The 19,988-nt window shown below is 32.9% G+C and carries 17 protein-coding genes; 11 read left to right on the top strand and 6 right to left on the bottom strand.

Annotation, left to right across the window (positions count from 1 at the left end; all coding sequences use genetic code 11):
• Nucleotides 1-3: 3 nt before the first annotated feature.
• Nucleotides 4-2,283, bottom strand: a complete 2,280-nt coding sequence (locus QYS47_RS00435) for a penicillin-binding protein 1A (RefSeq protein WP_322347325.1) — start codon at nucleotides 2,281-2,283, stop codon at nucleotides 4-6.
• Between the two features lie 37 nt (nucleotides 2,284-2,320).
• Nucleotides 2,321-4,918 (bottom strand): type IX secretion system periplasmic lipoprotein PorW/SprE, encoded by a 2,598-nt coding sequence (porW, locus tag QYS47_RS00430; protein WP_322347324.1) that lies wholly within the window; start codon nucleotides 4,916-4,918, stop codon nucleotides 2,321-2,323.
• A 116-nt stretch (nucleotides 4,919-5,034) separates the two neighbouring features.
• Between porW and QYS47_RS00425 the strand changes: the two genes are divergently transcribed.
• The 10 genes from QYS47_RS00425 (at nucleotide 5,035) to atpG (ending at nucleotide 12,058) form a co-directional block, all read left to right on the top strand.
• Nucleotides 5,035-5,886: a M23 family metallopeptidase gene (locus QYS47_RS00425; RefSeq protein ID WP_308358302.1), complete on the top strand. Its 852-nt coding sequence runs from the start codon at nucleotides 5,035-5,037 to the stop codon at nucleotides 5,884-5,886.
• 24 nt (nucleotides 5,887-5,910) lie between these two features.
• The gene (locus tag QYS47_RS00420; protein ID WP_302102542.1) at nucleotides 5,911-6,354 is read left to right on the top strand and encodes a bactofilin family protein; all 444 of its coding nucleotides are present in this window, start codon (nucleotides 5,911-5,913) and stop codon (nucleotides 6,352-6,354) included.
• Nucleotides 6,332-6,544, top strand: a complete 213-nt coding sequence (locus tag QYS47_RS00415; protein WP_322347323.1) for an AtpZ/AtpI family protein — start codon at nucleotides 6,332-6,334, stop codon at nucleotides 6,542-6,544. Before QYS47_RS00420 ends, QYS47_RS00415 begins: the two co-directional genes overlap by 23 nt.
• 5 nt (nucleotides 6,545-6,549) lie before the next feature.
• Nucleotides 6,550-6,939, top strand: coding sequence for a DUF6168 family protein (locus QYS47_RS00410; RefSeq protein WP_322347322.1), 390 nt, complete (start codon nucleotides 6,550-6,552; stop codon nucleotides 6,937-6,939).
• 112 nt (nucleotides 6,940-7,051) lie between these two features.
• Complete coding sequence (gene atpB / locus QYS47_RS00405; protein ID WP_322347321.1) at nucleotides 7,052-8,119, top strand: F0F1 ATP synthase subunit A; 1,068 nt, start codon at nucleotides 7,052-7,054, stop codon at nucleotides 8,117-8,119.
• A gap of 38 nt (nucleotides 8,120-8,157) precedes the next feature.
• Nucleotides 8,158-8,346 carry an ATP synthase F0 subunit C gene (gene atpE / locus QYS47_RS00400; RefSeq protein ID WP_085516136.1) on the top strand — a complete coding sequence of 63 codons (189 nt, stop codon included), beginning with the start codon at nucleotides 8,158-8,160 and terminating at the stop codon, nucleotides 8,344-8,346.
• A gap of 85 nt (nucleotides 8,347-8,431) precedes the next feature.
• On the top strand, nucleotides 8,432-8,932 hold the full coding sequence (locus tag QYS47_RS00395; RefSeq protein ID WP_302122203.1) for a F0F1 ATP synthase subunit B: 501 nt from the start codon (nucleotides 8,432-8,434) through the stop codon (nucleotides 8,930-8,932).
• A 9-nt stretch (nucleotides 8,933-8,941) separates the two neighbouring features.
• Nucleotides 8,942-9,499: an ATP synthase F1 subunit delta gene (gene atpH / locus QYS47_RS00390; RefSeq protein ID WP_302122205.1), complete on the top strand. Its 558-nt coding sequence runs from the start codon at nucleotides 8,942-8,944 to the stop codon at nucleotides 9,497-9,499.
• Nucleotides 9,500-9,527: 28 nt separating this feature from the next.
• Complete coding sequence (gene atpA / locus QYS47_RS00385; RefSeq protein ID WP_308358306.1) at nucleotides 9,528-11,102, top strand: F0F1 ATP synthase subunit alpha; 1,575 nt, start codon at nucleotides 9,528-9,530, stop codon at nucleotides 11,100-11,102.
• An 80-nt stretch (nucleotides 11,103-11,182) separates the two neighbouring features.
• Nucleotides 11,183-12,058 carry an ATP synthase F1 subunit gamma gene (gene atpG / locus QYS47_RS00380; protein WP_308358307.1) on the top strand — a complete coding sequence of 292 codons (876 nt, stop codon included), beginning with the start codon at nucleotides 11,183-11,185 and terminating at the stop codon, nucleotides 12,056-12,058.
• 54 nt (nucleotides 12,059-12,112) lie between these two features.
• On the opposite strand, the gene QYS47_RS00375 is transcribed toward atpG, so the two are convergent.
• From QYS47_RS00375 to QYS47_RS00360, 4 genes are all read right to left on the bottom strand, one after another.
• Entirely contained in the window at nucleotides 12,113-12,583 is a 471-nt protein-coding gene (locus QYS47_RS00375) for a CBS domain-containing protein (protein ID WP_322347320.1), read from the bottom strand.
• 143 nt (nucleotides 12,584-12,726) lie between these two features.
• Nucleotides 12,727-16,749, bottom strand: a complete 4,023-nt coding sequence (locus QYS47_RS00370) for an AAA domain-containing protein (protein ID WP_322347319.1) — start codon at nucleotides 16,747-16,749, stop codon at nucleotides 12,727-12,729.
• A gap of 66 nt (nucleotides 16,750-16,815) precedes the next feature.
• Complete coding sequence (locus QYS47_RS00365; RefSeq protein WP_322347318.1) at nucleotides 16,816-17,619, bottom strand: helix-hairpin-helix domain-containing protein; 804 nt, start codon at nucleotides 17,617-17,619, stop codon at nucleotides 16,816-16,818.
• A gap of 186 nt (nucleotides 17,620-17,805) precedes the next feature.
• Nucleotides 17,806-18,357 (bottom strand): 2'-5' RNA ligase family protein, encoded by a 552-nt coding sequence (locus QYS47_RS00360; RefSeq protein WP_302122224.1) that lies wholly within the window; start codon nucleotides 18,355-18,357, stop codon nucleotides 17,806-17,808.
• Between the two features lie 68 nt (nucleotides 18,358-18,425).
• On the opposite strand from QYS47_RS00360, the gene QYS47_RS00355 reads away from it, so the two are divergent.
• The gene (locus QYS47_RS00355; protein ID WP_322347317.1) at nucleotides 18,426-19,988 is read left to right on the top strand and encodes a hypothetical protein; all 1,563 of its coding nucleotides are present in this window, start codon (nucleotides 18,426-18,428) and stop codon (nucleotides 19,986-19,988) included.

Here is a 19,988-nt window from a genome sequence, read left to right as displayed (position 1 = left end):
TATTTACTGTATGGCATCAACATCAAGTTTTTGAATTTGTTCAGTTGAATCAGTTACATTATTTTGCTGCATATCATACTGTTCACAATCAATTTCTATTGAAAGATTTGAAGGTTTCTTGAAAGGGCCTTTAGATACTGCTAATTCTTCATCTGCATAAACCTTCTTCATGAATTTCTCCCATATAGGCATAGCCATTCTTGCCCCTTGTCCTAAGGCAATATTTCTAAAGTGGATACTTCTGTCATCACCACCAACCCATGCACCAGCAGCTAAATCTTTAGTAACGCCAACAAACCACCCATCTGAGTAATTCTGGGTGGTACCCGTTTTTGCACCAATTTCATTATCTGTTCTTAGCTCTCTATCTAAACCAATTGCAGTTCCTATTGGTAGCTCTGTTGTACCTTTCAACATATGCAACATCACATAGGCAGTTTCAGCACTTAAGGCCTCGCCTGTTTTCGGTACAAACTGTTTTAATACTTTTCCGTTCTTATCTTCAATCCTATCTATATAGAATGGCATAGTATAGAATCCTTCATTTACGAAAGTACTATAGGCACCAATTAATTCGTAAATAGAAACATCGGAGGTTCCTAAGCAGAGTGAAGGTACTGCAGCTAAAGGACTTTCAACTCCTAATCTTTTCGCATAATCCACTACGGTTTGTGGTCCAATTTTTTTCATAACATAAGCGGTTCCAGAATTTAAGGACTGAGCCATAGCTTCTCTTAATGTCCAGGTTTCACCTGTATATTTTCCATTTGAGTTTACAGGCGTCCAGGTTGGAGGATCTCCTGGTACTTCAAAGGTTACAGGAACATCTTCTACCTGATAGCATGGAGAATATCCATTATCTATAGCAGCGGCATATACCAAAGGTTTAAAGGTGGAGCCTGGTTGTCTTCTACCTTGTTTCACATGGTCATATTTGAAATATTTGTAATTTATTCCGCCAACCCAAGCTTTGATATGTCCATTGTTAGGATTCATTGCCATAAATCCTGCATGCAGGAATTTTTTGAAATAGCGGATTGAATCCATAGTGCTAAGGACAGTATCTTTTTCACCATCCCAGCTAAATACTTTCATTTTTTTAGGTTCATTCAGTTTTTTGAAAATCTCTTCTTCATCATCTCCCAGCTTTTTCTCCCAATATTTATATGCCTTTGTTCTTCTAGCCTGATTTTCAATAAAATCTTTAATTACTCTCCCGGATTCGTCCCTCCAGGGAGCTTTTCCTTCCCAATGTTCGTCAAATATTTCTTGCTGAAATTTCATATGCTCCTCTACGGCTTCTTCAGCATATTTTTGCATTCTACTGTCGATGGTAGTATAAATTCTTAGACCGTCTTCATATAAATCGTAACCATTAGCTCTAGTCCAAGCTAATAAATCCCACAAAATAACACCTCTGAAATAAGTGGCTAAACCATCATTATGATTTTCAACATCATAATCTAGCTCAATCGGTTTAGACGAAATTGAATCATATGCTACATCATCTATATAGCCATATTTTCTCATTTGGTTTAATACTACATTTCTTCTTTCAAATGCATTTTCAGGTTCATAAACTGGACTGAATAAATTCGGGTTTTTACATAATCCAACTAATACAGCAGCTTCTGCAATTTTTAATTGATCAGGAGTAGTATTGAAAAATGTTTTCGAAGCAGTTTTGATTCCGAATGCATTACTACCAAATTCAAAGGTGTTTAGATACATGGCAATGATTTCCTTTTTAGTATAGGAACGTTCCAATTTCACAGCTACAATCCATTCCTTCATCTTGGCAATTACCAATCCTAAAACGGGAACATCATTTAAACTACCGTTTGACAAATCACTTCTAGTTCGGAATAATATTTTAGCTAATTGCTGCGTAATCGTACTACCACCACCAGAGCTTTTGTCAAACATTAATATTGATTTAAAGAATACACGGCCTAAGCCATATAAATCAATTCCGGAATGCTCAGTAAAACGGATATCTTCCGTTGCAATAAGTGCATTTACAACATTAGGTGATAATTCGTCAAAAGTAACCTGGCTTCGGTTGTATCTGTAGTATTTCCCCATTTCTTTATTATCAGCAAAGTATAGAACTGATGATAAATCACTTTTAGGGTTTTCTAATGATTTTAGTCCAGGTAATTCACCATACCAACCATTTAAATTTATACTAATACTATAGATGAATAAAGAAAAACTAATAATAGCAAGGGCGAATAAAGACCATAATGCAATTATTATTTTAGATATCTTAGATTTTTTCATATTCTCGAATTGCTTCAGTTGAAGATCAATACTTCAATTAGGGAGTTATTTGATAATTATTATTAAAGAATTCATCATAACTATCTACCATTTTTGCTTGGTAGTAAATCTGAAAATTGTCTTTTGAAATTATAAAATTACTAAAATTTAAACTATTGAAATTTTTTAAGGGCGATAAATCACTATTAAATTTTTTATAAAAAGCTTCAGCACTTTCTTTTCCTTCAAATTCGCTTAATAAAACCATTGAATAGTCGTCATTGAAAATTAAATTTCCAGCATTTAAGTTCTCATTAGGGAAGAATTTTTCAGCAAAGGATTCAATTTCAGAAGGTAATATCCCCGATAAAGCTTTATTCTTTTCATAAACCACAACGAAATAGTGGGTTTGCTCAAAATAGGGGATGTATTTAATTTGCTCTTTTTGTAATTGCTTCTGATCTAATTCATCTATTGCAGCTAATAAGGTTTTAGCAAAACTGTATAATTCACTTTCAGGATAATCTTCCATAAATTTTTGAAGATTAAAACGGTAGGTGTTTTTTCCGTTTTGAACTCCAGAGATTAATGTTTTTAATAATACTAAGTTATCCTCATAATCATTTTCGGGATAATCATTTAAGCCATTATTGATTATGGTTAATGCGGAATCATAATATTGCTCCTGATATACTCGATAGGCATCTTCATAAATTAGTTTAACTTTTGCACTAGCAACATTACTTTCTTCTTGATAGTTAGGATTTTCAATTAGCTTTCCGAAAATAGTATCCGGAAATCTGTTTAATAATTCTTGTGAGAATTGTTTAGCCTTTTCAGGATTTCTCTCTTCATAATAGATATATAACAGATATAGTATTTCTGCCCTATATTCGGTATCAGGATATTTTTCTAATAATTTTTCATAAGTAGTAATAGCGTCTTCCTTTTCTTGAAGATCAAAATTGTAAATGTTCCCTAGTTTGTAATAAGCTAGCTCCATTTCTTCATGCATTTTTCTTTGGCTTGCCGTGTCGAATGGGATTGTATTGAAGAATTCATTCCTTTCTTGTGCAATTAAATCTTCCTCTGAAATTTTCGGTTGTTCTACACTTTCATTAGATGCAGTTGCTTCCGTTGTTGCTGATGACTCCTCTTCAAAAACTGTATTTCTTTTGGTTCTCCAATTATCTTGCAAAGAGCGGTCTCCCCAAATCCTTTTAAATGTATTTCTACCTTGTGCAACGGTTGCAGGGTCATAAAAATAAAATCCACCTCCAGGGGCTGAATTATTTTGGATGGTTGGGCTATCATTAAATGCATTATTGCTCGTATAGCTCGCTTGATTTCTTTTGGCTCTTCTTTCCTTTTTCTCCTGCTCTTTCTCATTTTGAATTCTTTCCTTTCTTTTTGAAAGGAATAAATTATTTAATGCTAAGCTGTCCATTTGAGCAAGATTTAATAATGAGTCATTCTCATTAATAGTATTGATTTGTTTTATAAATTCTGAAAGTACAGCATGCCTAGTTTCAACTTGGGGATAGATTGGTTCATCTTTAGGCATAATGCTAAATGCGCTATCGTAGTAAGCTTTGGCTAATGGATACTCTTTTAATCGATCAAAATATACTTTTCCTAATTTGTGATAGGAAAACGATTTTTGTCTTGGATTGTCAACACTGGATTTTATTGATGACTTATAAAATGGGATAGCTTCTTTTATATTTCCTTGTTTTAATTCAAATTCAGCCATCTCATAATATATTTTGTCACGGAACTCCACGTTTTTCCCGTCCTTCAATAGCTGTTCGAAATATTTCCTAATTCTTTTTACATCTTCGCCTTTAGTTAATTCGGTAACTTGAGCCATATTAAGTCGAGCATAAAATGATAATTCATAAGGTGGTCGGTTTTCTAATACCTGAGAATAATTATCATAAGCTACTGCATCAAGCTTAGATTTTTGAAAAAGCTGTCCTAAAATAAAATGCATTTTTGCCTTTTCAGGCCCTTTAGGCATTACTTTTATAGCGGCACTTAAGTATTGGATTACATTATTTGGATTATTAGTTATTTGATAATAATAAGCGGCATTTAAATAAAGATACCTTTGGTTGGATTTAGATAGTTTCTGCCTATTTAAATAATCAATTACTGCTAAAGCATTATTGAGTTCGCCATATTCTGTAAATGTTCTTATTAAATGAGTGAGAGCATAATATCGGGTTTGCTCATCTTCACTATTCACATTTACATATTTCAGAGTTTCAATTGATTCCTCATATTCTTGATTTAGCATTCTGGCAATTCCTACCAATATGTAGCTATCATCTACCCATTTACTAACTTCATGTCGTTGTATAGCAATGGATGCTTTTTTTATAATATCTTCAATTTTCTCCGTATTTGAATTAACAATGTTAGTGTCAATTGGAGCTTTTACTTTTAAAACTCTATTGAAATTGTTCTTGTGAGCTTCTTTAATTTCAAGTAATACCTCATCTAATTTTTCGTTAGCAATAAAATAGGCATTATACTTAGCGGTAATATTATGATAACTATAGCCAATCACACCAGAATTTTCTGGGGAGCAGCTTACAATAATCAAGAATAGCCCGAATAATATTAAACGATATTTTTTTATTTTAATCAGCACAGTAATTTTGAAACGACTAAATTAAGCGATTCATATAAGAAAACTGTTGTGAGTCGTTGATAATATGTATTTTTGCATAAAATATTAAAATAACAAATTTGCGAATAAGAAAAACAATGTCCAATTGGCTTACCACAAGATATCAAATGGTGGTAAGAAACGAAGAAAACTTAGCTGAAGTATCTTCACTTAACTTTACTTATGCAAAAGTTGCTGTAGTAGGACTATTAACTTTCGTTTTGATATTCATTGGTGCATTATATCTATCCCAATCATTATTAGCACAATGGTTTGATCCACGGCATACCACAATGGAGTATAATCAAAAGTTATTGTCGCTGACTATGGAAATGGATTCATTGAAATCAAGGCTGCAGGCACAAGATCAATTTATAGGTAATCTTCAAACCATATTAAAGGGTGATGTGCCAGATGGAGAAACTTATCGGAGACCAAGCCAGGTCAACACCGAGGAATTGAACAGAGATATGAATCCTCAAAAGATGAATGCAGGGGATTCAATTATTAGGCAGGAGTTTGAAGAGCAAGACTTTAGCTTAACTAGTTATTCTAGCAATAACTATTCAGAAGAATTAAAGGATATATTCTTTTTTCCTCCTTTGCAAGGTATTGTTAGTTCTCCATATGATATGAGTATTGATCATTATGGAATAGATATAGTAGCAAAATCTAACGAGCCAGTAAAATCTATTGCAGATGGTACCGTTATATTATCATCATGGACTCAAGACGGGGGGTATGTTATAGCAATTCAACATAGAGCGAATTTAATATCAGTTGTAAGGCATAATTCTGCTATATTAAAAAAAGTTGGTAATTTTGTAAATGCAGGGGAGGTTATTTCAATTATAGGTAATTCTGGAGAGTTAACTACAGGCCCGCATGTTCATTTAGAAATATGGTATAATGGTAACCCGGTTGATCCGGAAGAATTTATTACCTTTTAAAATAATTAAGAAAAGAATACAGAAATGTTTAATAACAAGCAAGAAAAAATACAGATGGCACAGGATATCACAAGTTCTAGCAATACTATTGGAAAAGGAACTACCATAAATGGAGATTTAGAGACATTTGGTAATATCAGAATAGATGGGAAAGTGATTGGTAATATTAAAACCAAGTCAAAATTGGTTTTAGGTGGCACCTCTCATATAGAAGGAAATGTATTGGCTCAAAATGCAGAAATAGAAGGTGAAGTTAAAGGAGTAGTTGAAATAACTGAATTACTTGTATTAAAACCATCAGCTGTTGTTCACGGTGACATTATTACCAATAAATTAATTGTTGAATCTGGTGCTACATTCAATGGTGAATGTAAAATGGGTGTTTCTAACAAGTCTATTAAAATAGGTGATGAAAAAGGAAACAAATCACAATCAAACCCAAAAATTGAAGAAGCAAAAGCAGTATAATAATTATCTTAAATTTTCTGGTTTAGCCATTCAAATGGCTGTAACCATTTACCTAGGCCACTTACTAGGAGAATATGTAGATGAAGTTGCCGAAAGTGGGTCTGACATTTATACCAAAGTCATAACGCTTTTGGCAGTTTTCTTATCCATATTTGTTGTGATAAGAGAAGTTATAAAATCCCAAGAATAGAATTCATGGTTAAAAGATTATTGATTTTTACACTATTAACATTAGTGTTAGCAGTAGTAATTCTATTTGCCCAAAACTGGTATTTATCAAGCCAAAATGAAGTATTGTCTTATTCTTTAGAGGCAATGTATATTTTTCACTTCATATCATTTATTGTAATAGCTGGTTCAGTTGAATTATTAAGCAAAAAACTTCCTGATCAAGTAGGATACTTCTATTTAGCAAGTGTATTTATTAAAATCGGATTATTTGTTCTGATTTTTAAGAATACTTTGTTTTCAGAAGAAGAATTGAACTTCCCTGAAAGAATTTCCATTATCATCCCTTTCTTCATGTTTTTAGTTATGGAAGCTATTTATAGCGGAAGGCTTATGAATACCAATGACAAAGCATGAATTTTCAAGTGGTAAAAAACTTAATAAAAAAATTATGTTTATTAAGAAAATGATTACCTTTGCCCCCAAATTAAGGCTATCGTAGAAAAGTAGAATGATCAATCCAACTATAATGAGAAAAACATTGTTGTTCGCACTTTTAGTATCGCTATTTAACGTGAATACGTTATTTGCGGTTTCAGGAGGTTCGGAAGAAGGTGGGCAAATAGACACCCAAGAGGAGATAAAAGATTATATTGAGCATCACTTGCAAGATTCTCATGATTTTACTTTGTGGACCAACGGTAAAACAGGAACCCATATTGGTTTTCCTTTACCAGTTATCTTATGGTCAGACGGCCTACATGTTTTCTCATCTTCAAAATTTGATCATGGGCATGAGGTAGCTGAATCAAACGGAAAGTATTTTGCACTCTACCACAGTAAAGTTTATGAAACTAATGCAGAGGGTGAAATTAATTTAGATGAAGAAGGTCACGCTACAAATTCAAAGCCTTTAGATTTTTCAATCACGAAAAATGTAGTAGGGATGCTTTTAGCCTCATTGTTAATATTTTTAGGTTTTAACAGTTTAGCAAGGGGTTATCACAAAAGAGCAATTCCGAAAGGTGTTGGTCGAATTCTTGAACCATTAGTGATTTATGTGCGCGATGAGATCGCAAGACCAAACATTGGCCCTAAATACGAGAAGTTTATCCCTTATTTACTTACAGTATTTTTCTATATCTGGATATTGAATCTATTGGGTTTAACACCTTTAGGTTTCAATGTAACGGGTAATATTGCCATTACAGTTGGGTTGGCACTCATTACATTCGTTGTTACACAGTTTAGTGGGAATAAAAATTATTGGAAGCATATTTTCTGGATGCCAGGTGTGCCTGTAGTCATGAAAATTATCTTGATGCCAATTGAGGTATTAGGAATGTTTACAAAGCCATTTGCCTTATTAATACGTTTGTTTGCAAACATAACAGCTGGTCACGTAGTAGTAATGAGTTTAATAGCACTTATAATTACTATGAGAGCTCAATTCGGTATAGTAGCTTCTTCAAGTATTTCATTTGGCTTAGCGTTTTTTATTACCCTAATAGAATTATTAGTAGCTTTTCTTCAAGCGTATATCTTCACAATGTTATCAGCATTGTTTATAGGTATGGCGGTAGAGGAGCATCATTAAAAGAGTATTTTTGTTTAATTTAATATAAATCAACTATCATGTACAATTTAATTGGAGCAGGATTAATCGTAATTGGTGCTGGTATCGGTCTAGGACAGATTGGTGGAAAAGCAATGGAAGGTATTGCTAGACAACCAGAAGCTTCTGGTAAAATCCAGACAGCCATGATTATTATCGGAGCATTATTAGAAGGTTTAGCATTCGGTGCTTTAATCTTAGCTGGATAATTAATCCTGAAAATGAAACAACGCTATTTGTATGCGCTAGGCTGCAAATAGCGTTTTTAAAAATTTAAATTAATCAAAGAAAAAAATGGAACAATTAATAAATGACTTTTCTCCGGGCTTGTTTTTCATGCAGCTCATCATTTTCCTTGTTCTTTTGCTTTTATTATCAAAGTTTGCTTGGAAACCCATTCTAAATTCTTTGAAAGCAAGAGAAGGTAGTATTGCAGATGCATTGCAAGCTGCTGAAAATGCTAAAGAAGAAATGGCGAAATTACAGGCTGATAACCAAAAGTTATTGCAAGAAGCTAGAATGGAGAGAGATAAATTGCTTAAAGAAGCAACAGATATTGCTAATAAGATTAAAGAAGAAGCGAAATCTGATGCAGCTAAGCAAGCTGATAAAATGATAGCGGACGCTAAAAACTCTATCGAGGTAGAGAAGAATGCAGCATTGAAAGAGGTAACTACTAAAGTTGCTGAGCTTTCATTAGAAATAGCTGAAAAAGTTATCCGCAAAAACTTATCTGACGATAAAGCTCAAAAAGCTTTAGCTGAAGATTTTATGAAAGAATTGAAACTCAATTAATCTGATCCAATGTCAGAATATAGAATTGCATCCCGATATGCCCAGTCTTTGTTAGACCTTTCTGTTGAGAAGGGAACATTAGAAGATGCAAAGGCAGATATGGAATTACTTTCGAAAGTCTGTACTGAAAATAGAGACTTTGTATTGATGTTGAATAATCCTATTTTGGAGAGCCTAAGAAAGGCTGCCATAGTAAAGAAAGTATTCAGCGGCAAAGTTCAGGATATGACATCCAAATTTTTTGAAATTGTTTCAAGAAAGAATAGAGACAAATATTTACCTGAGATTGCGAAAGTTTTCAAGCAGCTTTACAATGAGCATAAGGGAATTATTACTGCTGAAGTAAGCACAACATTTCCATTAGATGATGCTCTTCGTTCAGAAGTTGTAAAAATAGTTACAGAGATTTCTGGCAAAGAAGTTGAATTAAACGAAACAGTAGATGAATCTTTGATTGGTGGATTTTTGATTCGCGTAGGCGATAGACAAATAGATGAAACTATTCAAAGTAAATTAAATGATTTGAGAAGGGAATTAACTCAAAATCAATATATCAAAAAGATTTAAAAATTAATTAACCTATAATATAAGAATAATGGCAGAGGTTAGACCAGACGAGGTTTCAGCAATATTAAGAGAGCAACTTTCAGGCTTCAAAACAGAAGCAGAATTAGAAGAAGTTGGTACCGTCCTTCAAGTAGGTGATGGTGTTGCACGTATTTACGGCTTAACTCAAGCTCAATCAGGTGAGTTATTAGAGTTTGAAAATGGCTTACAAGCTTTAGTACTTAACTTAGAAGAAGATAATGTAGGTGCTGTACTTTTAGGAAGCTCTCAAGGTATTAAAGAAGGAGATGCTGTTAAAAGAACTGGTAAAATTGCATCGATTAAAGTTGGTGATGGAATCGCAGGTAGAGTTGTAAACACTTTAGGTCAACCAATTGATGGTAAAGGACCGATTGAAGGTGAACTTTACGATATGCCTTTAGAGCGTAAAGCGCCTGGTGTAATTTTCCGTGAGCCAGTAACTGAACCATTACAAACAGGTATTAAGTCAATTGATGCAATGATTCCTGTTGGAAGAGGTCAGCGTGAGTTAATCATTGGTGACCGTCAGACTGGTAAAACAGCTGTTGCGATTGATACCATCATTAACCAAAAAGAATTTTATGATGCTGGTGAGCCAGTTTACTGTATTTATGTAGCGATAGGTCAAAAAGCTTCAACTGTTGCTCAAATTGTATCAGAATTAGAAAAAGCTGGTGCAATGGCTTATACTACTATTGTTTCAGCTTCTGCAGCTGATCCTGCTCCATTACAATTCTTTGCTCCATTTGCTGGTGCAGCAATTGGCGAATACTTCAGAGATACGGGTCGTCCAGGTTTAATTGTTTATGATGATTTATCAAAACAAGCCGTAGCATACCGTGAAGTTTCATTATTATTAAGAAGACCTCCAGGACGTGAAGCATACCCTGGTGATGTATTCTATCTTCACTCAAGATTATTAGAAAGAGCTGCTAAGGTTATTAATGATGATGACATTGCTAAAGATATGAACGACTTACCTCCTTCTTTAAAAGGTAAAGTTAAAGGTGGGGGTTCATTAACCGCACTTCCAATTATTGAAACTCAAGCGGGAGATGTTTCTGCTTATATTCCAACAAACGTAATTTCAATTACTGACGGTCAGATATTCTTAGAAACAAACCTCTTTAACTCAGGTATTAGACCTGCTATTAACGTAGGTATATCGGTTTCTCGTGTGGGTGGTAATGCACAGATTAAGTCAATGAAGAAGGTTTCAGGTACTTTGAAATTAGATCAAGCCCAGTTCCGTGAACTAGAAGCTTTTGCTAAATTCGGATCTGACTTAGATGCTACAACAAAAAGAGTTATTGAGAGAGGTAGAAGAAACCAAGAGATTCTTAAACAAGGACAATATTCTCCAGTTGCTGTTGAGCAGCAGGTAGCTATTATTATTGCCTCTACAAAAGGATTCTTAGATAAGGTGCCAGTTGATAAAGTTCGTGCTTTCGAGAAGGAATTTGCGATGATGATGGAAAACAAAGAGAAAGAAACATTAGACGCTTTCAAAGCTGGTAAAATTAATGACGATTTAATTGCAGTGGTTAAGAAAGTAGCTGACGATTTATCGTCTAAATATTAATTATTTAGGAGCTCAAAAGAGCTCCTTTAAAAGTTTAAGATAAATTTTCCTTGTAAAGGTAAAAATAGATATAAGGCTGTATGGCAAATCTAAAGGAAGTAAAAAATAGGATTACATCTGTTGTTTCAACTCAACAAATTACCAAAGCCATGAAAATGGTGGCGGCCGCTAAGTTGAAGCGAGCTCAGGACAGAATCACCATGATGCGTCCTTATTCTCAGAAGTTATCTACTATATTACAAAATGTTAGTGGTAGCGGTGAGATGAATAATCCTTATGCTAAGGAAAGACCCGTAAACAATATCCTTTTAATATTAGTAACCTCTGATAAAGGACTATGCGGAGCTTTTAACTCTACTGTAACACGTAAAGTAAAAAGCTTGATGGAAGGTGAGTATAAGTCATATGCTGAAAGTGGTAATCTTCATTTTATGACTATTGGTAAAAAAGCTTCTGATTATTTGAAAAGAAATAAGCTTTCTTATAACGATCAGTATATTAATTTATTCAATAACTTAACTTTTGAAGCGACTAGCGAAGCAGCTCAATTCATTATGGATGAGTTTGAAAAAGGAACTTACGATAAAGTAGAAATCATCTACAATGAGTTCAAAAATGCTGCTACACAAATCTTAAATAAAGAGCAATTCTTGCCGATAGCTAAATCAAGTGATGAGGAAAGTAGATCAGATTATGATTATACATATGAGCCATCTAGAGATTATATCGAGAATGAATTGATTCCTACTTCTTTAAAAACTCAATTGTTCAAAGCTTTATTAGACTCTAATGCATCTGAGCATGGAGCTCGAATGACTGCGATGGATAAAGCAACTGATAATGCTGGTGAGTTATTAAAAGAATTAAGATTAACTTATAACAGAACAAGACAAGCTGCTATTACTACTGAGATTCTTGAGATTACAGCAGGTGCTGAAGCCCTAGCAGCAGAATAAAATAAGTCAGTACATTATGATATAGGAAAGCCGAAATTATTAGTTTCGGCTTTTTTAATGTTTCCAATTTACTTCGGAGGTATCTCTTACCGCTCTCATGATATCTCTCTGACTGATTTGACCTACTAGTTTACCTTCTTTTAATACTGGAAATCTTCTAAAGCGCATTCTTAAAAACATATCAGCAGCTTCAAATATATTCACATCTGCATCGATATGAATTATATTAGTAGCCATGTAATCTTTTACTAGGCCGGGTAATCTAGGTGAATTGTTATATTTTCCCTTTACCACTTCTCTTAAGCAATCACCTTCTGATATAATCCCAACCAAATTATCCTCTTCATCAATTACTGGTCCACCAGATATCTTCTTTTTCAAAAGGGTATCCATGGCTTCATAAACAGTTTGATGCTCGTGAAACTTAATTAATTGAGTAGCCATATAATCTTTTACAGAAAGGCTATGTGCTTCTTCTTGTGCTGCCTCTTTCTTTATAAAGGCACCTTTATAACTTTTTACCATACGTGAAAATAGTTTAGTGTAGTATAATATAGTGGAAATTATACTTAATTACAACTGTAATTGATTTAAACACAGTAGTTTACTATTGGTGAAGTACACAAACTATTCGCTCGGTATTAAGATGTATAAATAAATAAGCTTACTTATTCATTCCTTTTTACGAACTGAGTTACCCTTTCCATCAACTCTTCTTTATCATTCCAGAAGTTTCTACTCTTGATTTGAATGTATGGCCAATTCATTTTAGATAATAAAAATGGTGTATAAGCGAATATGTCTTTCACTGAGGGGTTATCATAAAATAAATTATCATCTGATAATAATAGTCCTCTGTACTGATTTCCATCTTTGAAGCTGAGATCAGCGAATGGAAGTTCTTCTGCGGCTTCTATTGCTTTGTTAGTTTTTTCTAATTCTTCTTTCACCTTATTTTTCAGAAACCATGGACTGTTGAAATTTTCAGTGCTTTTAGGCTTAGGTATAAAGTTTCCTTTTGATACTTCTAAAGCATATTGTAAATAAGATTTAAGTAATTTAGGACCATTATTTTTAGTATCCTCTACCTTTAATTGGTCAGGAAATAAACTGCTTACAATAATTACTTTTTCACGAGCTCTTGTAATGGCTACATTCAATCTGTTTTCACCTTTTGGTGCATTTATACTACCAAACTGCATACGAAGCCTTCCAGCTTTATCAGCTGCATAACCTGTACTGAAAATGATGATATCTTTTTCGTCACCTTGCACATTCTCAATATTTTTGACAAAGAAATTGTCTGGGAGTGTGATTTTTCCTTCGGCCACTTGATCTTCAATTAAATCCCAGATAAGGCCTTGTTGAGCTGCGTTAAAGGTTACAACTCCAATTTCCTTTTCAGGTTGGTTATTAAGCGATTCTTTTATTAAATCTACTACATTTAAAGCCTCAACCCTATTAGTATTCTTTTCCCAAACACCCTCTACTTTAATATAATCAATTCCTGGATCTGCATTGTTGATATAGTTGAAGTCAGGTAATAATCTTAATCTGTCTTTATAAAAATGCTTGTTTGAGAACTCAATCAAATCTAAAGATTTACTTCTATAGTGTCCTGATAATTGTAGATTCATTAAGTATTTATTGGCTAAATCTAGTAGTGAATCAATTTCTAAATCAGGATGGTCCACTTCTTCCTCTTCCCATCTTACCTTATACAAATCATTTGGGCTTAATTGCTTGCTGTCTCCCGCTACAATAACTTGTTTCCCTCTATACATAGCAGGGATTCCTTTTTCAACAAAACACTGTGAAGCCTCATCAAATATTACTAGATCAAAAATTTCTTCCATTGGGAATATGGCTGAAACAGATTCAGGACTTGCCATCCAGCATGGTATCAAATCGAAAAGTTCATCTTGAAATTCCTGAATCACTTTTCTGATCGGCCATATTTGCCTTTTTTTACTGACTTGATGGCTTAAATCTCTGTATGAAACTCGATTATTTAATCGGTTATACTCAACATTAGCAAATGTTCTTTCTCTTACTTTAAGATTTAATATTTCAGAACTGAGTTTCAGCTTATCTTCAATTGCATATTGTAAATCATCTGTTTGTTTATCAAATTTTCTAGTAGATACTTCTCTTAAAATTGGATATTTAGTTTCTATATGATCCAACCATTCCAAATAAATACTATTTAGAAATATTGGTTTTATATTTTTGTGATCAATGGTGATATCGCTTTCATTTAGCAATTTCACTACTTGCTTTTCATATTCTTCAAGCTCATCATACAATTGATCAAATTGAACCAATTCATCGAAATGCCTTTGAAAAGTTTTAATATATGTTTCTGGTAAGCGCTCCTGCTCAAGCTGATCAATTTGAGTTCGGGTTAAGTATTTTTTCCATGTGTTTTTCTCATGTATTGTCTCTTCTGATAATTTTATGATAGACTTTATTTTATCAATAAACTCTTCAAGACTTTTTCCTTCTATTAAAGAAAAAGCTTTGAAATTAGTAAATGAACTTATTATCTCTTTTGATTTAATGGCTTGTGTTTGTTCTTGAAACCAATTGTTTAATTCCATTTGATTTTTACTATCTGGAATGTCTTTTAACCAATTTTGCTTTTTTAGCTTGGTCATATTATGCTCAAAATTTAGCCTATTGTCTAAACGTTTTTCGAGCTCTTTCACTCCGGCACCATTTACTTCTAATTGATTAGCTACTAAAACCTTTTTTAAGAAGTATTTTTCTTTCGCGAATAAAAGCCAATGAAGCCATTTTGTAGGTCTTTTCCTGGATTGGCGTCTTAATTGTATTACTTTTTGAAGTGTTCCTAAATCTTTTGATGGCAAGCTACTTTCAATTCCCCCGTCTTTAAAACAGTCGTTAATTACTCTTTGTACATTACTTAACCAAAGAGCATTGGTATTATCATCGGAGTAATTAAACATATGAAACAGATATTCATAAGAGGTAATATTTAGTAACTCTTCAAGTTTTTCCAGCTTATCTTTATGTTCAACTACATCCTCGAATTCTTTTAACGACATGGATGAACCTACCAATTTTTTAGATTTTTCTGCATTCTCTTGAAAATAGATAGGTATTTTCTCCAAAAGCCTAATGATTTCAGATTTATCCGGTAATCCAAAACCTTTAAAATTTACCCTGTCTTGCCAAATAAAATCATCTTTGCTAAAGTCATCCACATAAGTTTGAAAATGAACAAGCTTTTCAGCAAAGTCTTGAATCTCTTTTTTGTGAAAATGCCTATGGATTTGCTTAAAGCCAATTTTGGGTTGATTAAAATCGCAATTTAAATACAGTTCTTTAGCTGATATTCCACATTCAGATTCATCAAATAGAGCCAATCTATACTCTTCCTTTTCCTCTACTAATTGATCAATTATACGGCTTGATTTAAGAAATTCTCTTTGAATTTGTACAGAATCTAATCCATTGTTCTTTGCCTCATATTCTTCCAATCGATTAATCTGATTCTGGATTTGTTCAAATATGGCTTTTCTATCATTTTTGAAATCATGCACTAGAGCTACAAAAGCTTGCATGTCGATTGATTTCATTCTATCGTAAATCACATCTAATGCAGCTCTTTTCTGGCATACTACCAGTACTTTTTTACCACGAGCAATAAAATCAGTCACCAAATTACTAATCAGCTGTGATTTACCAGTTCCTGGAGGACCTTGCACCACGAGAGAATTTCCTTTTTTTACTGCTTTCAAGGCATTTTCCTGATAAGCATCCAAAGGAAAAACAGAAAAGGTTTCTTCTTCCTTAATACTTTCTATAAAACGATAGCGCTGTTTATAATCATTCGGATCTTCGGTTTCCTTGTCTGGATTTCTACTTAAGAAGAATTCTTCTATATCCTGAACTTGCTGTTCTTTTTCTAATAAATAAGTGTAATCGGGTACTAAATAAGATCCACTTTGGGGGAAGATTCCTAATACTGCTTCAGGGTAAAGCTTGAGCTCTCCTTCTTTTTCATTCTCTTCAAATTCAGTCTTTTTAAAATTTTTGAAAGAATGAAGTACATCAATAAAATTATCTTGATTAAAATTTAATTCAATAGGACTTTCTTTAAAAATTTGATAAAGGTCAGTTCTGAATACTCTACTGTCGGGATCATAAATTTCAAATACTTTTTCAATAAGCTCATCGCTAATTTTAATTTCATGAAAATGAGCATAAGCTAATAGGAATGACTTATTGAAAGTGATATTTACATCTTCCCTCAATTCCATTACCCACTGATCTTTTATTTGTTTAATTTCAATGGGAAAGAAAATAAGGGGGCATCGTACAGAAGTACCTCCTTGAAATTTACCCCTTACAAAGGGCCATCCTACGTATAAATCTTTAGCGCCTCTTTCATCATAAATAAATTTTTCAATCCTTTTTAGCTTTTTCAGCTTATGACTCATGATGTTATTATCCTCCAGACGAGGATCATTAAGCGCAGTAAGTGGGATATGCTTTTTTCTGGCTATTAAATCTTCAATTAGCGAAAACGAACTTTTATTTAGTAAAAAGTCAAAATCATGTAAATCTAAGGTCTGATCTGAGATTAAACGAAGCAGTAATAAGGAACGATTACTACCAGAAAGATTTGTCAGACGTTTTAAATAGTACCTTAGTATGTCGTGCATAAAAAAATAATTAGCAAGGAATCAATTTAATAAATTATTAGCGTATTTGAAATCTTTGTTTTTTGCTTATTGAAATGATAAATAAGGGATAACCTTCTTAATCCAACTGCTATCTAAAGCAATTATTTTATATAGGTCATTTTCAGATGTATAATATCCATGCTGATTTCGATAATTAATAAGGAGGTTGGCGTCTTTGTAGCGAATATAGGGATGCTTAACCAAACTATCAGCAGATATAAGGTTGATAGGATATTTTTTTAATTGTGAATTATTTTCAACAAAAGAATATGCTTTAATTGAATCTATACTTTCTTTTTTAAGACCATAAACTTCTTTTAATTGATTTAAGGAAGAAAAACCACCTAATAGATTTCTGTATTTAATAATTCTTTCTGAATAACTAGGTCCAATTCCATATATTTTTTGTAGTTGACTAGCGTCCGCCTTATTAATATCGAAAGGCTTAATTATTTCTCTTTTATCTTTAAAGTTTGCTTTTCCATAGGTTGAAGATTTGATTTCTATATTCTCAGAAATATTAAATTCACTTATTGAGTTCTCGCTTTTTGTAACCTTAATGAAGGAAGATAATCTTAAATAATAAGCACTATCAATTCCATAAATTTTCAATAAGTCAGTTTTTTCACTGAATGGCGCTACTTTTCCCCTATAGTTTACTATTCTTTCTGCCAAATAATTTGGCAAACCAGCTTCAACTATTTCATCAGCAGTTGAGGTGTTTAAATTGAAAGTCTTGAAATTATTTTCTTCTTCCTTTTGCTTAACTATTCTTTTTTCAATTTCAACAATAAGACTATCTAATGCGGCTTTGTCAGCTTTAGATTGAATTGGCGGGTTGTATTTCAAAAAAATGGATTTGGTAATAAATGGAATGCAAATAATCAGGATCATGATGAAAAGCAAAAGAACAAATCCATTACTTTCTGATCTGGAAAAGCCAAAAAAGTTACGGAACCAGATGTATATTTTATTCATTTAGACTTCTAAAGGATGGTTGATTTTTAAAGTTAAAAAGTTCAATCTAAACTGCAATTATTCAGCATTACCAAATTTCAATTCTTTATAATTATCCCAATCATTGCCATTATGCTTGAAAACAGTTATTGAATCTACCTCAAATGACTCCTGAAATTTTCGATCTTTCACTTCATTCCATATTTTATAGAAGGTAGGCTTTTTTAAATCTCGAAAAGCTATTGTTATATGAGGATTAAAACCTCTGTTTTTATGTGTGCCATTAAACACTTGATATTGTTTCATAAATTTTTCGATCATCTGCTGTAAAGCCTCTAGCTTTTTGTTTCTCATAACATCAATATATATTACTCTGGGTTCAAAGACATTGAAATTTCGTATTTCTACTAAAAAGTTCTTCTGAAAATGGAGTGTTTCTTCCAATTCTTTAATTAGAGGAGTTACCTTTTTATCAGCTAAATGAAAAGGCATTTGCAGCGTAATATGGGCTTTTGATCGAAAAGCACCTTTAATACCATATTTTTGATAAAACTCCTCTTTTATCCTATGAATATCCTGTTCTAATGGATGAGGAGGGCAGATTCCAATAAAATACAACTGCTTTTCCATATATTTTTATTTCTATAATTTATAAATATCCTTCAATTTTCGATAGATTTGGAATAAATTTAATAGATATGAATCGAATGATAAGAAAACCATTGTTCTATTTCGTTCTACTAATTTCCTTTACGATAGGAGGTTGTTACTCGGAATTGAGTGAATTGGAACTAGGCAGTATAAAGTGGAGTCCTGAATTAGGTGTTCCATTAGTTGATTCTCGCTTTACTTTAAGTGAAATCTTGGAAACTAATGCGGCTAATATAGACTATACAACAAATTCAGAAAATACAATTGTTTTTACTCTAGCAGATGACAGTTTGTTTAGTCAGTCGGCTACCGAGTACTATTCAGTTCCAGATAGAGACATAAATGTACCGCCAATCATTCTAACGCCAAATGAGATTAATGAATTTAATCAGAATGGAAGCGTTTCAATTTCAAGAAGTGTAAATGTAAATAATCCTTTAGCGGGCGATTATGACAGATTACTCATTGATGAAGGTACCGTTAGTGCTGATGTTACTGAAGATTTTCCAGCTAATGTAGACATGGCCTTTTCATTAGATGCACCTACGAATATTCGATTATTTGATTATCAACATGTTTTTGGATATAACATAGGTGGAAACCCTGTAGGAACCGACCAACAATCAGATCAATTCGGAAGTGTAGAATTTATTTTTGATCAAGATGCAAGTCAATCTCAATTAGCATTCAATTTTGATATTACGATTAGTAGAGTGGATCAAGACTTGACATTTGGGGAAAATTCAATTTTGTTAAATTTACAAGTACGGGATATTATATTCAATGCAATATATGGTGATTTGAACACACAAAATATTGTGACAGACTTAAATACAATCAGTACAGATTTCTTTAGTGGAGTGGACTTTGCTGACAACATAGATTATTTCTTTGAAGACCCCAAGTTCTCTTTAATTTTGACAAATTCAATGGGATTACCAGTAAGGTTTCAAATTGATAATTTCTTATCCTTTAAAAATGGAGCTCAAACAGTTGAGCCAATTGACAATACTATCGAACTACTATCTGCACCAGAAGGTGAAATAGTACAATCAGAAACAAATTTTGATCAGGCTTTTAAAGACTTAGTCAATAACGTTCCTGATTCTGTTTCACTTCAAATTAGTGGTTTAATTGACCCCGAAAATGTTGCGGATAATTTCGTCACTAAAGACAGTTACATTCAAGCAGGCTATGAGATTGAGCTTCCTCTAGAGTTAAGTCTAAGTGGTTTAGAAATAAATGAAACAGTTGAATTAGATGGGGTTGATCTTCAGGATTTGGACTATGCATTATTCAAGTTTACTTCAGAAAACTCATTGCCAATCGATCTTAATTTTAGGGCAGATTTATTAAGAGAAGACAGTAGTTTCGTAAGAACTTTATTTGATGGTAAGTTTTTAGGTGGGGGTAGCCCATCTCAACCAGAGACTTTAAGTGATCTTATAAGATTAGAGGATAATCTTGAAGGCTTAGCAGATGTAAGAAGAATCGGGATTAAAGCTACGATTTCAACTACTAATAACGGAACAACAATAGAAAGAATTACCGCTGATGCGGCTGTTCAATTCAATTTGGCTGTTCAAGCTAAATATAATGTAAATCTATAA

Source organism: Marivirga arenosa, from assembly GCF_030503875.2.
GTDB classification, from domain to species: Bacteria; Bacteroidota; Bacteroidia; order Cytophagales; family Cyclobacteriaceae; genus Marivirga; species Marivirga arenosa.
The sequence above is the reverse complement of the archived record's forward strand: the minus strand, read 5'-3'. Positions and strand labels throughout refer to the sequence as shown.

Coding starts and splice junctions, on each gene's coding strand:
- QYS47_RS00435 (WP_322347325.1), bottom strand. CDS start 2,283: ATGAAAAAATCTAAGATATCTAAAATAATAATTGCATTATGGTCTTTA.
- QYS47_RS00425 (WP_308358302.1), top strand. CDS start 5,035: ATGTCCAATTGGCTTACCACAAGATATCAAATGGTGGTAAGAAACGAA.
- QYS47_RS00420 (WP_302102542.1), top strand. CDS start 5,911: ATGTTTAATAACAAGCAAGAAAAAATACAGATGGCACAGGATATCACA.
- QYS47_RS00410 (WP_322347322.1), top strand. CDS start 6,550: ATGGTTAAAAGATTATTGATTTTTACACTATTAACATTAGTGTTAGCA.
- atpB (WP_322347321.1), top strand. CDS start 7,052: ATGAGAAAAACATTGTTGTTCGCACTTTTAGTATCGCTATTTAACGTG.
- atpE (WP_085516136.1), top strand. CDS start 8,158: ATGTACAATTTAATTGGAGCAGGATTAATCGTAATTGGTGCTGGTATC.
- QYS47_RS00395 (WP_302122203.1), top strand. CDS start 8,432: ATGGAACAATTAATAAATGACTTTTCTCCGGGCTTGTTTTTCATGCAG.
- atpH (WP_302122205.1), top strand. CDS start 8,942: ATGTCAGAATATAGAATTGCATCCCGATATGCCCAGTCTTTGTTAGAC.
- atpA (WP_308358306.1), top strand. CDS start 9,528: ATGGCAGAGGTTAGACCAGACGAGGTTTCAGCAATATTAAGAGAGCAA.
- atpG (WP_308358307.1), top strand. CDS start 11,183: ATGGCAAATCTAAAGGAAGTAAAAAATAGGATTACATCTGTTGTTTCA.
- QYS47_RS00375 (WP_322347320.1), bottom strand. CDS start 12,583: ATGGTAAAAAGTTATAAAGGTGCCTTTATAAAGAAAGAGGCAGCACAA.
- QYS47_RS00370 (WP_322347319.1), bottom strand. CDS start 16,749: ATGCACGACATACTAAGGTACTATTTAAAACGTCTGACAAATCTTTCT.
- QYS47_RS00360 (WP_302122224.1), bottom strand. CDS start 18,357: ATGGAAAAGCAGTTGTATTTTATTGGAATCTGCCCTCCTCATCCATTA.
- QYS47_RS00355 (WP_322347317.1), top strand. CDS start 18,426: ATGAATCGAATGATAAGAAAACCATTGTTCTATTTCGTTCTACTAATT.